Consider the following 14365-nt stretch of genomic DNA (forward strand, 5'->3'; position numbering starts at 1 on the left):
CTCCTACGCTGCCAAGCGCCAGCTTTGACGTTGTTACACTTCCCGTAAATAGCTGATCCGTCCCAACGCTGCCGAGCGCCAGCTTCGATGAGGTTACGCTTCCCGCAGTCAGTTGGTCCGTGCCTACGCTCCCACTCGCCAGCTTCGCGGATGTCACGCTGCCAGGCGCCAGCTGTTCTGTACCTACGCTTTCTGAACATAACTTCTCTGCCGTCACGCTGTCATCCGTAAGCTGCTCCGTGCCTACACTGGCCTCCGCCAGCTTCGAGATCGTTACGCTACCCGCCGCGAGCTGCTCTGCTCCAATGCTGCCAAGCGCCAGCTTCGCTGTCGTTATACTGCGATCTGCCAGCTGCTCTGCTCCAACGCTGCCGTCTGCAAGCCTTGATGACGTTACGCTTCCTTCTGACAACTGCTCCGTGCCTACGCTGCTAAACGCCAGCTTCGACGATGTGACGCTGCCATCGGCGATTTGCTCCGATCCAACTGCGCCTGCTTCGATTTGATTCGTGCCGATGGCATCAGCCGCAAGCTTCTCGCGAGTAACAGCTCCGTCATTCAACTGCTCCGTTCTTACGCTGTTAACCGATAATTGCTTGCTGCCGACAGTCCCTTGCTTAAGCTTATTACCGCCGATCAAATCATCCGCTATTTTATCGAAAGAAAGCACATCGCTCGCCAAATGCGCAATCGTAATCGTGCCTTTCCGGATATGGTAGCCTTGAATCGTATCCGACTTCAAATGTTTGCCCGCCAGCGACTCCAGCTGCACATGCTCGCTCGATACCGAATCCTGCGCAAGCTTCACTCTCGTCACCGATTCATCCTGAAGCGCTTGCTCCCCAATACTGCCTTTTGTCAAATGAACCGAATAGATCGAATCGGGCTGGAGCTGCTTGGCGCTGATCGATAGATGGGCAATTTTCGCTGAGGTGATGGCGCCATCCGCGATATGGTCCGTACCAACAGCGCCGCAGCCAAGCGCTTCCGCTCCAACGGATCCGTTTTGCAGCTGCTTAGAACCGACGCTGCCCTCTGCGAGCTTATCGGATGATATGGAGTCAACCGCCAAATGGGCGCCGTGCACGCTGCTCTCCCCTAGATGAATGCCGAGGACGGACGCGCTCCCCAAATGGCGGCTATGCACGGCTTCATCTGCGATTTGCTTCGACTGCACAGCGCCAAAGGCAAGCTTAGCTCCTGTGATGGCCCCATCCTGCAGCGGATCCGTTCCTATCGATTTCTCAGCGAGATGGCTGGCTCCGATTGCCCCTTCTTCGATATGGAACGAGCGAATGGAGTCCGGCTGGATATGCTGCGATGCTACCGATTTGATCGCAAGATGACTGGACAATATCGCGTGCGGCAAAAGCTTGGCGCTCGTAACGCTGCCATCAGCAAGCTTTTCGGTCGAGACGCTTAGATCCGTCAGCTTATCGGTCGTGACCGACTCCGGCGAGAGCTTGAGCGAGTTCACGACATGATCGGCTAGATGATGAGAAAAAACGGCGCCTGGCGCGATAAAACGCTCCGTCACAGCACCAAGCGCGAGCTTATTGCTTGTAACAGCACCATCCTGCAGCTTCAGTGTATCGACCGAATCAACCGCTAAGTGGCGGCTTGCTATAATCGCTTGCTTCAGATGCTCGCCTTTTATGGCTTCATGACTAATCGCTTCACCGGTTACGGAGCCCGGCGAGAAATGGAATCCTCGAAGAGCTTCAGGCGCCAGCTTCTGGAAGGTAACCGCCTCATCTTGCAAATGCCTGGATTCAACCGAGCCATTAGCGAGAATCGAACCATCGACAGCATTCTCTGTGAGCTTGCTTCTTGAAACGGATTCATCCGCTAGCTGCGACATGCCAACTGCCTCAAAGCCGATATGCTCTTCTCGAACCGCTTGAGCCGCAAGCTTATCTTCGTTGATAATTCCATTTTGCAAATGCGCCCTTAAGACAGCTTTCGGAGCGATATGCCTAGCTGTTATCGATTCACCCGTTATATGTGCTTGCGATATTTGATCAACGGCTATCTTCTCGGAGGTGATGCTCCCGACTCCCAAATGACGGTTTTGCACCGAATCATTGGCCAGCTTTTGTGCGTTCACGCTTTGATCGGACAGCTTCGATAACGTAATCGAATGATCGACTAGCTTAATGGTCGAAACCGATTGATCCGCCAGCTTAGCCGAATTGACCGATTGATCGGCTAGATGCTCACTTGTTATTTGTCCGCTTGCGACGTGTGCGCTTAGAATGGCTGCTGCCTGCAAGTGAGATGAAGACACCGCTTCGTCCGCCAATTGCTCGGCTTCGACCGCCTTTGCCTGCAGCTCCCTTGTTCCGACTGCGCCCTCTGCCAAATGCTCTGCTGTGATTTCGCTCGGGGCCAAATGCTTTCCCTGAATGATACCAACCGCAAAGTGATCTGCAAGCAATACGCCAGGCTTCAAATGCTCGGAATCAATCGACTCCGCTGCTATCTTCTCGCTCGTAACGGCTGCATCCCGCAGCTTCGAGTGCGTTACCGCGCCATCGGCGAGCTTGGAATTATTAATGCTCTCATTCGCCAAATTGTCCGGACGGATCGCTCCGCTTTTAATTTTTTCCGCTGTAACCGACTGATCCGCCAGCAGCTCTGAGGTAATGAGAAACGACTTTAAATGCCTGGATTCAATCGAGCCTTCGGCAATTTTATCCGAACTGATCATGCGGTCATCCAGCTTCTCCGATGTGATGCTGCCATTTTGAAGCTTATTGCCGGAAATCGATTGATCCAAAATTTTATCGCCGGAGATCGAATGGTTGGCCAGATGCCCCCCCGTAATCGATTCGTTTGCGATTTTGGCTGAATTGACCGCCCCATCCTCCAGATGAATGCTCTGAACCGCATAATCGGCAAGCGCGCTTGCTTGCACGCTGCCTGCCGCCAGCTTGCTGCTATCGATCGCCCCAGGCGCGATTTTCTCCGCCGTAACGGACAAGTCAACCAAATCATCTGTATAAATAAAAGCGAGCGGACCCTCCGGCTCCTTCTTTTCCTCCACTTTCTCCAGCTTCTCTTCCAAGGTAATGGGTTGAATCTGTTCAACCAGCTCAACCAGCTCTTCGGTATGCTGCTCCTCTTCCTGCTCGATCGATTCAGGCTCAGCGTCAGCTTGATCAAGTACGGGCGCAACGGCATTGATGCTTACTTCCGGCTCCAAATCCTCCGTTATCTCCAACGATGCTTTGGCCGCCTCTACTGCGGCAACCTTCTTCTTATTCAGCTCATCCAGCCACTTTAACTCGGAAGTATGCGGATTATCAACATAAAAAAGCGGCTTTCGCCCCTTCGGGCTTTTCCCTTTACTGCTTTTAGTCATAGTCCTCTCCTTCTTCCACCAGAAATGTCATAGGTAATATATGCACATACCCATGGGCTGGCTACTGGCAGCGAAGACAAATCTCCGTATTTGGCAATCCGCATGCAAAAACCGCGGGAGCGTGCTGCTCTCCGCGGTTTTGAATAGGCTGTTCGATTATTTGGATTTGGACAGCAAATAAAGGAAATAGGGAGCTCCGATAACGGCTACTACGATGCCTGTCGGAATTTCATTGGGCTGGAATGCCCATCTGGCCAGCGTATCCGCCACGATGACAAGCAGCGCTCCAACAAATGCCGACGCTGGAAGCAATACTTGATGCTGAGGACCAACCAGCCGCCGAGCCAAGTGGGGAGCAATCAGCCCCACGAAGCCGATGCCGCCGCCGACAGCTACGCAAGAGCCGGCAAGGCCCACAGAAGCAGCAAGCAGCCAAGCTCTTTCCTTATTCACCTGAGCGCCGAGCCCTACCGCCAATTGATCGCCAAGGTTGAGCGCATTGAGCGCTTTCGCCTTATACAGCACGAATGGAAAAATAACGATCAGCCAGGGCAGCAGTGCCAGCACATATTTCCAGTTCGTTCCCCAAATGCTTCCTGCCATCCATGTGGCAAAAAACTGATATTTCTCCGGCGTAAGGCGCAAAATCAATATTTGCATCGTTGCGCTAATGCCCGCCGCCACAGCAATACCGACGAGAATCATCCGGGTTGGCAACAATCCGCGATGCCGCTTATATGAAAGCACAAAAATGATCAATGCCGTCATCGATGCGCCAATCAAAGCGAGAAAAGGCATCAAGAAGATAGAGCCTTTCTCCGTTGGCGGATAAAAGGAAATGAACAAAATAACGGCAAGTCCAGCGCCTGCGTTAATGCCAAGCAGCCCTGGATCCGCTAACGGATTGCGTGACAACCCTTGGATTATACAACCCGATACGGCGAATCCGGCTCCAATTAATATCGAAATGACAATTCGCGGCAAGCGAAAATCAAACAAAATAAGCTCCTGCTTGGCTGTGCCCCCTCCAAACAGCGTTTTAAATACGTCTAGCGGAGCAAGCCGAATGAAGCCCGTGTTCATGCTAATGATAAAAGAAATAACAATTAGCCCGCCTAGCACCGTCATGACGAGAATAGCGCGTTTTCTTCTGCGCTTCTCCGTTGCATTAATAAATAAAGTATCCACGCTTATTCCCCCTTCATTTTAGTTACAAGATAAAGGAAGAATGGAACGCCGATTACCGCGATAATGATACCGATTGCCACTTCCTGTGGCGGATTGACCATACGCCCGCCAATATCCGCAAGAACCATGAGCAGACTGCCGAGAACAGCCGAGCAAGGGATAATCCATCTATAATCCACGCCAACGAGAAAACGTGAAATATGAGGAATGATTAAACCCACGAAGCCAATCGAGCCTACGGCAGATACAGCCGTACCGGCGAGCAGCAAGACGATGATTACGCCTCCCGCCTTTACCCAGCCCGTTCTTTGGCCAAGCCCTGCCGCAACGTCATCGCCCAAGCTGAGCAGCGTGATCGAGCGGGACAACGCAATGGCGCCAAGCAAACCGCCGATTACCCATGGGGAAACAATTTGGATTTGCACCCATTTTGTGCCGGCTACGCCGCCTGCATACCAGAAAGCCAAATCTTGGCCGATTTTAAAATAAAGCGCGATGCCTTCCGTAATCGCAAGCAGCAAAGCGCCTACAGCCGCCCCTGCCAGCGTAAGTCGAACGGGCGTTAAGCCGCCTTTTGCCAAAGAGCCGATTCCATATACAAGCCCCATCGAAACAGCAGCGCCAGCAAAACATATAAACATGAGCCCTAAATACGAAACCGATGGGAAAAATGCAAAGCAAACCGCAAGCATGAAGCCTGCTCCTGCATTGATACCGAGCAAGCTCGAATCCGCTAACGGATTGCGAGTCATCCCTTGCATCACAGAGCCTGCGACAGCAAAAGCTGCGCCTACAAGCGCAGCCGCAAGCGCGCGCGGCATCCGAAGCTCTTTAATAATTTGATGCTGAATTTCATTCGCATTAAAGTGGAATACCGCATCCCATACGGTGGACAGGCTTATGTCCGCCGCTCCAACCGAAATCGATAAAGCAAGCGACAAGATGAGCGCAGCAATGCCGCCAAACAAAATAATGGTGGCCACTAGAGGCCGAGTGCGCAGCTTTGTGCCTGCCAGCGCTTTCGCATTTGGAGAAGACATCTTCTAACTACCCTTCTGTATGTATACTTTTGTTAAACTATTAAGAATAAGCTTGTTGTGCAGCTAGCTTTATAACGTAGCACAGTTTTATGGCATAAAAAAAAATCCGCCGTACTGATAACGATTCTCGTTTTCAATATAGCAGACTTTTTATGAGATTTCAATGAAATAATTAAGTCGATTTCTAGCGATTTTCAGCCATTTTAGTTCAGGCAAACACTCTTCCCCTGCTCGCAGGAGCCGTAAAACGGTGTGGAGCAAAGCTGCTGATCGTTAATCCCGGCTGCTTTTCCTCTAGCAAATCTGCTACGGTATGTGCCGTGATCGGACTTAGCAATATGCCATTGCGATAATGCCCGGCAGCCATGATGACCTCCGGCATGCCCTCAATGTTTCCAAGCAGCGGCAGCCCGTCTCGGGTTGCCGGGCGCAAGCCTGCCCAGCTATGGGCGGTTTGCCTGCCTTCAAGAAAAGGAAACAGCCGATTGCTGCTGCGAATGAGGCGGCCAATTCCCCGCTCCGTCACACTTGTCGCAAAACCGGCGACATCCTCGGAAGCGCCGCATACGAGCCGCGCATTGTTTTTGCCGACCCAATACGCCTGGCTGGAAAATACCATATGGCGAACCTCGTCTGCCTGATGCTCAAAGGAGCATATTTGCCCGCGAATCGGATGAATCGGAATGCTGAGACCAAACCACTTCTCGTAAGCACCCGACCAAGCTCCCGCGCTTACGACTAACCGGTCGGCGTGAAGGACGCTTGCTAAACGCTCTGCCCGAACAGATACTCCGCCGCTTGGATGAACAAGCACCTCTTCCATTTCCCCGGCGTGTGCATAAATGGTAACCCCCAGCTTTAGACAAGCAGCAGCCAGTGCCAAGACCAGCTTCGGCGCGTACACGTGGCTCTCTTGCTGCGTGTAGATGCCGGCAACCGCCGAATGCGATACCATCGGCTCCAGCGTCCGCAGCTGAGCCGCGTCGATGAGCTCCGCTTTAGCGCCCCATTCGTTTTGCCACTGCAATCTGGATGCAATTGGGAGCGCATCCGCTTCGTGCATGAACACATTAATGCTTCCGCTTTGCACCCATTCAGCCGATAAGCCCGACAGCTCCTCGACAGCCTTGATCCATTCCGGATAACAACGAAGGCTGCTTAAACATAAATGAAAGAAAGCGTCGGGCTGCTCCGTATTTTCCGAGAAAGGAGCAAGCATGCCGGCAGCCGCGCCCGATGCTTGGCCGCCTAGCTCATTAGGCTCTATGAGCGTTACATTCATCCCTCTTCTCGCCGCTTCAAACGCACAGGACAAGCCGATGATGCCGCCGCCCAGTATAATTACGGATTGAGGCATTACATTTCTCCTCCACTGCCTGCTGTTTCAAACAAGGAGCCCGCCAAGTCGCTGCTTGCTGACGCGTAACGTTTCTTCGGAATGCGGCCGGCAAGCCTCGCAAGACGCCCAGCTTCAATTGCAAGCCGGAAGGCGCGGGCCATCATGACCGGGTCCTGCGCCTTCGCGATCGGCGTATTGGCTAATATGCCGTCGGCTCCCAGCTCCATCGCCTCCGCTGCGTCCCGTGCTGAGCCGATGCCGGCATCTATAATAACAGGGACGCTCGAATCCTCGGCAATAAGTCCCAAATTGTAAGGGTTCAGCAGGCCGAGGCCGCTTCCGATTGGCGAGCCGCCAGGCATGATCGCCGAAGCTCCAGCCTGCTCTAATCTACGGCACAAGATCGGATCGTCCGATGTATAGGGGAGCACGATAAAACCTTCGTTAGCCAGCTGCTCCGTAGCGCGAAGCGTCTCAACCGGATCAGGCAGCAAAGTACGGTGGTCGCCGCTGATTTCTACCTTTATCCAGTTTCCAAGCCCCGCTTCACGCGCCAATCGCGCAATACGCACAGCCTCTTCCGCCGTTCTTGCCCCTGACGTATTCGGCAAATATTTAATCGGCCTGTCCTCGAAATGCTGCAGCACCGAATCGTCCTCGACGTTTTCTAGGTTAACCCTTCTTACTGCAAACGTAATAACCTCCGAGCCTGAAGCCTCAAGCGCCTGCTGAAGAATCGCGGGACTTGGAAATCGCCCCGTACCGAACAAAAACCGCGACCCCAGCACATGACCGCCAATGACGAGCGGATCCTTATCTACCCAATCACTCAACCTGCTCAGCCTCCTCCGACAAAATGCACCAGCTCAATGGAAGCGCCGCTTTGCAGCTCAGTCTCTGCCCATAGCGCTCGCTGCACGATTGTGCCATTCAGCTCGATAACAAGCTTTTTATTTTGCTGTCCTAATTGCGCGATAAGCTCCTCGACCGTTCCGGCGCTTGACCGTTCTTTCCGCCCATTGATAATCAGCGTCTTCCGCTCCATCTTTTGCACGGGAGCAAGCTCACGGACAGCCGCCTCAAGCTTCTCCAGAAAAGCTCTGCATACGCCGGCCGGGTCAGCATTGCCTACAATCGCCGATACGGCGCATATGCGCCTCGCCCCCGCAGCAAGCACGCTATCCACATTGCCTAATGTAATGCCGCCTATCGCAACAAACGGAATCGTGATATGACGTGCCGCCTCCGTTACATAGCTGGTAGTGACAGCGGCGCGGCCCGGCTTCGTATCCGTTGGGAACACGGGACCGACTCCGATGTAATCAGCGCCGTCACGCTCAGCCTTTATAGCTTGCTGCAAGCTGTGAGTCGAAATGCCGATAATGCGGTCCGGTCCAAGCAAGGCTCTCGCATCTGCAATTGGCATATCCTCTTGCCCAAGGTGGACGCCGTCAGCATCCGTCTCAAGCACGATATCCGGATAATCGTTAATGATGAAAGGGACGTTGTATTTGCGCGTCAATATACGCAGTGCCTTCGCTTGCTCCAGCACTTCCTCCCTGGCTCCCGTCTTATTTCGAAGCTGCACGATCTCCGCCCCGCCGATCAATGCCTGCTCCATTACCTCAACAACGGATTTCCCCGGATGATTGTTTTCCGCCGTAATGGCGTACAGCCTAAAACCTCTCCAATCAGGCCTGCTCATTTACTTGCACCTCTCTCTATCGTCAGAATCATCGAATTTAGTCTAGTAAATAGGCATGGCATAACGAAATAGCATGCGCCGCATCCGCCGTGCCTTGCACAAGCACTCGCCCATCCGAAAAGAGGATCATCTGCTCGCCGCTTTGGAGCGCCGCCTTCACTAAATAGCGATTAACGGTCAGCTTGCAGCCTTGTGCCTCTAATGATTTCTCTAATATCGCCAGTTGCAGAGGCTTGCCTAAAGTCACTTGGACCGTATCTCTTCCGCATAATACGGTAGAGCTAATCGCACTCTCATCCTGACTATCGGTTTCGAGTATTGCCTTGGCGCCTCTTGCCGCTTCCTGCCCTGTGCCGCAATACCGGCAGTGCGCGCTGCCGGCGGGCAGCTTCGATTCCCTAAGCCGGAACGACCATAGATCGACGCTCAGCCAAGTCTGGCGTACGGCTCCTTGATTGCCGGAGAGCCATTTGATCGCCTCGCCCGCTTGCAGCGCAGCTACGAATTCAACGGCTGGCGCCAGTACGCCTACCGTATCGCAAGTATCTGCCTCGTCCTCCGAATCCTCGGCGCCGATCAGGCAGCGGAGGCATGAGGTCGATTCAGGAACTAACGTTGCCTGCATCCCCTGTGCCCCTGCCACGCCGCCATATACAAACGGAATGCGCTGCTTAAAGCATATATCGCTGAGCAGAAGCCGAGTCGCTGCATTGTCCGTGCCATCAAGCACCAGATGTACGCCGCTCGCTAGCGCTTCGATATTAGAAACATTCACGTCAGCAACTGTCGCTTCAATGTTCACGCTGCTGTTAATACGGCGCAGCTTATTGGCTGCGGCAACCGCCTTGGGCAGGACGGCAAGCGCATCCGCTTCGTCAAACAGCATTTGGCGCTGCAAATTGCTTGGCTCGACGAAATCCCGGTCGACCAGCCTGACTTCGCCTACGCCCGCGCGAACCATATGCTGCGCAAGCGATGCGCCAAGCGCGCCGATGCCGACAATGAGCACCGACGATTCGGCCAGCTTGCGCTGACCTTCCTCGCCGATTGCCGCAAATCTCGTTTGCCTGGAATAACGGTCCGAAAAAACCGGATCAGCCGCATCAGCCATAAATCATGCTCCCTGCCGCTTTGAACGCTTCCGACTTCTCCTTCATTCCCGCTTCAATCGCATCCGTCGTTTCCATCCCGTTCTGCGCTGCATACTCCCTGATGTCTTGCGTAATGCGCATGCTGCAAAACTTAGGGCCGCACATCGAACAGAAATGCGCTGATTTTGCCGCATCTGCCGGGAGCGTCTCATCGTGGTACGCCATCGCGCGCTCGGGATCAAGCGAGAGATGGAACTGGTCGCGCCAGCGGAACTCGAAACGCGCTTTGGACAACGCGTCGTCACGCAGCTTCGCCCTCGGATGCCCCTTCGCCAAATCGGCCGCGTGGGCAGCGATTTTATACGTAATGACGCCTTCCTTCACGTCCTCCTTATTCGGAAGACCTAGATGCTCCTTCGGGGTTACGTAGCATAACATAGCGGTACCGAACCAGCCGATCATTGCAGCTCCAATTGCCGAGGTGATATGGTCATAACCCGGCGCAATATCGGTCGTAAGCGGCCCCAGCGTATAGAAAGGAGCTTCATCGCAAACCTCTAATTGCCGGTCCATATTTTCTTTGATCAAATGCATAGGCACATGGCCCGGGCCTTCGATCATAACCTGCACGTCGTGCTTCCATGCGATTTTCGTAAGCTCGCCAAGCGTATCCAGCTCGGCAAATTGCGCCGCATCGTTCGCATCGGCAATCGAGCCTGGCCGCAGTCCGTCTCCAAGCGAGAACGACACATCATAAGCCTTCATAATCTCGCAAATCTCTTCAAAATGCGTATACAGGAAGTTCTCCTTATGATGTGCCAGGCACCATGCCGCCATAATCGAGCCGCCCCGCGAGACTATACCGGTAACCCGCTTCGCCGTGAGCGGTATGTAACGCAATAGCACACCCGCATGTATCGTAAAATAATCGACACCCTGCTCCGCTTGCTCGATCAGCGTATCGCGGAACACTTCCCAGCTTAAATCCTCCGCTTTGCCGTTTACCTTCTCCAGCGCTTGATAGATCGGTACCGTTCCGACCGGAACCGGCGAATTACGGACGATCCACTCCCGTGTCGTATGAATGTTTTTGCCCGTGGACAGATCCATGATCGTGTCGGCTCCCCACCGAGTCGCCCAAGTCATCTTCTCGACTTCCTCCTCGATGGAGGACGCAACAGCGGAATTGCCGATATTCGCATTGATTTTAACGTGAAAATGACGACCGATAATCATCGGCTCGCTCTCCGGATGATTGATGTTTGTCGGGATGATCGCGCGCCCAGCCGCAATCTCGCTGCGAACAAACTCAGCGTCCATCCCCTCGCGAATCGCGATGTATTCCATCTCTGAGGTAATGATGCCCTTCCGGGCGTAATGAAGCTGCGTAACATTATGTCCCGCTTTTGCCCGCAGCGGTTGTCTAACTAAGCCAGGAAACCGCTCAGCGCCTCGCTGGTTTGCCTTATCTTCCGTCATAAAACCGTTATCCTCGGGTTTTATATCTCTCCCCTCGTAATGCTCCACATCGCCGCGCCCGTTGATCCATTCGCTGCGAAAGGAAGGCAAGCCGCGCCGCACATCCGTTTCATAGCTTTCATCGGTATAAGGACCGCTCGCGTCATAGACCCGTATCGGCTCGTTCGGCTGCTCTTCGCCATTTCTTCCCGTGCTCGCCTCAAGGGCGATTTCCCTCATCGGCACACGAATGCTCTCTTTCGAGCCTGTAACATATACTTTACGGCTGCCCGGCAGGGGCGTGGTCATAATCGCCATAACAAAAAACCTCCTAATGGAATATGTAGAATTCCGCCTGGAGGCATGCGCAAGCATATAAGAAAGTTTGAAGCACCGCTATTTCCGCGCACGTATAGTCGCTACGTGTACGGCAATCGCTGGAGCGTGGTTGAACGGTTCGCACCCTCGCTTGGCGAGATTCGGCGCAGTCCGTTCAACATCAAAAAAACCGCTCCAGCGAGGGAGCGGTCGAAGTGTGCCGTCATACGCGCAACATCAAAAGAGAGTTTCCCCCATCATGACGAAGCTTTGAAAGTTCTCCGTTTCAGCAGTCATTCCAGCTGACAACGGCAGAGCTATCACGCGCAGTTGCATAAACGCACAATCCCACTTTCCTACGCTGGCATAACCCAGATCAGGTTCAAAGGGACCAAAGCAATTCGCTTTATCTCAGCCATGACGGCGCCCCTAGTGGATTTCCTTGTTTGACTATAACGTTAAGAGAAGAAGGGTGTCAACCCTCTATTTGCTATCTCCTTGCAAAATAGGACCAGCTACATGCCGCTTTCCTTCAGCAGCTTCACCCAGCGATCCGCCGTATGGCGCCATGTAAATGTCTGCTCGACGCGCTCTCTGCTGCGCTTGCCCAGCCTTTGGCGCAGCTGTTTATCCCGCAGCAGCAGCTGCAGCTTCTCGCGCAGCTCCGATTCGACCCGGGCTTGATTAACTAGATACCCCGTCTCGCCGTTGCGAATAATTTCCTTCATTCCGCCCGCTCGCGTTGCAACGACAGGAACGCCGCATGACATCGCCTCTACATTGACAAGACCAAAGGCTTCGCGCTGCCCGGACGGAACGACCGCTACATCGGCTACGAGCATCCAGCCCGGTACTTCATTATGCGGCACGTAGGGCACAAACCGAACATGGCCCGGGCATTTGCGTCCCAGACTCTCGAGCTTGCGCGCATACGCCGTCTTGCGATGGGAGCCATAAAACGGGCTTCCGACGATGACCACAACAAGCTCTGGATGGCTTTTCGCTAGCTGCGGCACAATATTCAGCAGATGGTGTACGCCTTTCAGCGGAATGAGTCTTCCCATGAACAGCACCACTTTTTTGTCGGTCAGCCCTCTTTTTTTCCGCAGCGCTTCCCTCTTTGCAGCGCCTGCGGCAGAGTATTGCGACGGGAAACGTACCGTATCCACGCCTGGATAAATAACCCGCAGCTTAGATGCAACCTCTGGCACTTTGGATACGACGACTCGCCTAATAAACTCGCTGTTCACGATGATTTTATCTGCGGCCTGCAAGCATTGATGCAGCTTCGCAGGTGATATATGATTCGGAGAAATAAAAGTAGAGGAATGCAAATAAAGCCAGACGCGTTTGCCTGGATTCATTTGCTTCATCGTCAGCACGAATTGGGGACGGTTCTCCACATCAATGACATGGGGAGAAAACCGTTTTACCGCACGGCCAACTTCATGAATATATCGCTGCTTGCTGGCGGCTGAAAACCTCTCGCAAACAACACCTTTAAACTGTCCCAGGCGCGGCAGGCTTCTGCTTAGTTTCCCATAAATGCGCGGCTCTGCGTAAGGCATCAGCAGCGGTGCAAACTTCTCAACCACCCGCTCAACCGAGCTGCTTCCTGAGGACGGAATGGGGAACGAGCCAGGGGTAACAATCGCTACTTTGATTGGTGCCATCTCATCGGATGCCTCCTACATGATCTGCTTATTTTGCAGTATCATACGCTCCCGGAAATGGTTTTGACACGGCCCTTCTGCCTATAGCTTGAACTTCATCTGGAATAATCCGGCTCTGCGCGCCGCCATATAGATAATCACGACTAACGGTCCGATGAAAACGCCGATTACGCCAACGAGCTTGAAGCCTACGTATAAACTGACGAGCGCTGACAATGACCCGATACCGACGGAGTCGCCGAGGATTTTTGGCTCCACAATGCGGCGGAACACGGTAATAACGAGGAACAGCACGATAAGCCCGATGCCCACATACATGTTGCCCGTAAGCAGTAAATAGCTTCCCCATGGAACAAGCACCGAGCCTGTTCCAAGAATCGGCATAATATCAACGATGATAATAAGCAAAGCGATCGCGAGCGGATACTTCACGTTAAGCACCAGCAAACCGAGCAAAGAAATAATATATGTAAGAGCACTCAAAATAAATTGCGAGCGCAGGAAGCCGAAAATCGACTTCTTGAGGTTGTTCAATAATTCATTGACCTGCGGTTGCGATTTCTCTTCAAACAATGACAACACGGTAGCTTTCATCGTATTGAGACTGAAGCTCATCATATAAACTGCTACCAAAAAAACGATAAAGAAGATAAACATGCCCGGAATGCTGGAAGCAAACCCTATAACGGAATTTGACAAGGTGCCTACCATTTTGGTCAGCGTGCTCGTTAATCCCATCAGCCAGTTTTCCAGCGTTTCAATCGCATCAGGCGGAAAATTTTGATATAACGACTGTGCCTGCACCATTAGATCGTCAACCATGTCGTTCGCATTTTCAAAATAGTTCGGCACCTTCTTGAAGAACGCGATGAGCTCGGCTACAACCTTGACGCCAAGCAGCGCGATTAAGCCTATAAGAATAACCGTAAACAAGCTGCTGGATATCGTTGCTGCCAAAAGCCGGTTCATTCGAAACTTTTTCATGAACAATTGATTTAACGGCTCCAGAAAAATCGCGACTACAAGCGCAAGCAGGAATGGCGCTCCGACTGTAAAAAACAAATAGAGCAGCAGCAAACCTAATCCGATAAATATGATTGTCTTGATCGACAACAGCTTCTCCTCCTCTCACTTATTCTATATGCGTCTTATCTCGCTATTAAGCCTGAATAACAGCCTCTCCCGCGCA

Annotated in this window: 10 protein-coding genes, 1 pseudogene and 1 riboswitch; of the genes and pseudogenes, 1 reads left to right on the top strand and 10 read right to left on the bottom strand. The window is 52.9% G+C overall.

Features of this window, described 5'->3' with window-relative positions; all coding sequences use genetic code 11:
• The 8 genes and pseudogenes from ADU23_RS33385 to thiC all read right to left on the bottom strand — a co-directional run.
• Nucleotides 1–3364: pseudogene (locus tag ADU23_RS33385) on the bottom strand (hypothetical protein); the annotation flags it as partial.
• A 156-nt stretch (nucleotides 3365–3520) separates the two neighbouring features.
• Nucleotides 3521–4492: a FecCD family ABC transporter permease gene (locus ADU23_RS31075; RefSeq protein WP_082311346.1), complete on the bottom strand. Its 972-nt coding sequence runs from the start codon at nucleotides 4490–4492 to the stop codon at nucleotides 3521–3523.
• Between the two features lie 62 nt (nucleotides 4493–4554).
• Nucleotides 4555–5592, bottom strand: a complete 1038-nt coding sequence (locus tag ADU23_RS31080; RefSeq protein ID WP_053377302.1) for a FecCD family ABC transporter permease — start codon at nucleotides 5590–5592, stop codon at nucleotides 4555–4557.
• A 208-nt stretch (nucleotides 5593–5800) separates the two neighbouring features.
• Complete coding sequence (thiO, locus tag ADU23_RS31085) at nucleotides 5801–6949, bottom strand: glycine oxidase ThiO (RefSeq protein ID WP_053377303.1); 1149 nt, start codon at nucleotides 6947–6949, stop codon at nucleotides 5801–5803.
• On the bottom strand, nucleotides 6949–7764 hold the full coding sequence (locus ADU23_RS31090; RefSeq protein ID WP_053377304.1) for a thiazole synthase: 816 nt from the start codon (nucleotides 7762–7764) through the stop codon (nucleotides 6949–6951). Before ADU23_RS31090 ends, thiO begins: the two co-directional genes overlap by 1 nt.
• A gap of 5 nt (nucleotides 7765–7769) precedes the next feature.
• On the bottom strand, nucleotides 7770–8636 hold the full coding sequence (gene thiE, locus ADU23_RS31095; RefSeq protein ID WP_053377305.1) for a thiamine phosphate synthase: 867 nt from the start codon (nucleotides 8634–8636) through the stop codon (nucleotides 7770–7772).
• A gap of 37 nt (nucleotides 8637–8673) precedes the next feature.
• The gene (locus ADU23_RS31100; RefSeq protein WP_053377306.1) at nucleotides 8674–9747 is read right to left on the bottom strand and encodes a ThiF family adenylyltransferase; all 1074 of its coding nucleotides are present in this window, start codon (nucleotides 9745–9747) and stop codon (nucleotides 8674–8676) included.
• Nucleotides 9740–11503: a phosphomethylpyrimidine synthase ThiC gene (thiC, locus tag ADU23_RS31105; RefSeq protein WP_141680299.1), complete on the bottom strand. Its 1764-nt coding sequence runs from the start codon at nucleotides 11501–11503 to the stop codon at nucleotides 9740–9742. The genes ADU23_RS31100 and thiC overlap by 8 nt, the downstream gene beginning before the upstream one ends.
• A 45-nt stretch (nucleotides 11504–11548) precedes the next feature.
• On the opposite strand from thiC, the gene ADU23_RS33075 reads away from it, so the two are divergent.
• Nucleotides 11549–11809 carry a hypothetical protein gene (locus ADU23_RS33075; protein WP_157266047.1) on the top strand — a complete coding sequence of 87 codons (261 nt, stop codon included), beginning with the start codon at nucleotides 11549–11551 and terminating at the stop codon, nucleotides 11807–11809.
• Nucleotides 11810–11839: 30 nt separating this feature from the next.
• A riboswitch (TPP riboswitch) is annotated at nucleotides 11840–11944 on the bottom strand.
• Nucleotides 11945–12018: 74 nt separating this feature from the next.
• Here ADU23_RS33075 and ADU23_RS31110 read toward each other — a convergent pair.
• Together ADU23_RS31110 and ytvI are read right to left on the bottom strand one after the other, a co-directional pair.
• Entirely contained in the window at nucleotides 12019–13176 is a 1158-nt protein-coding gene (locus ADU23_RS31110; protein ID WP_053377308.1) for a glycosyltransferase family 4 protein, read from the bottom strand.
• 81 nt (nucleotides 13177–13257) lie between these two features.
• Entirely contained in the window at nucleotides 13258–14289 is a 1032-nt protein-coding gene (gene ytvI / locus ADU23_RS31115) for a sporulation integral membrane protein YtvI (RefSeq protein WP_053377309.1), read from the bottom strand.
• Between the last annotated feature and the right edge of the window lie 76 nt (nucleotides 14290–14365).

It is taken from the genome of Paenibacillus sp. FJAT-27812 (genome assembly GCF_001273905.1).
Taxonomy (GTDB): domain Bacteria; phylum Bacillota; class Bacilli; order Paenibacillales; family Paenibacillaceae; genus Pristimantibacillus.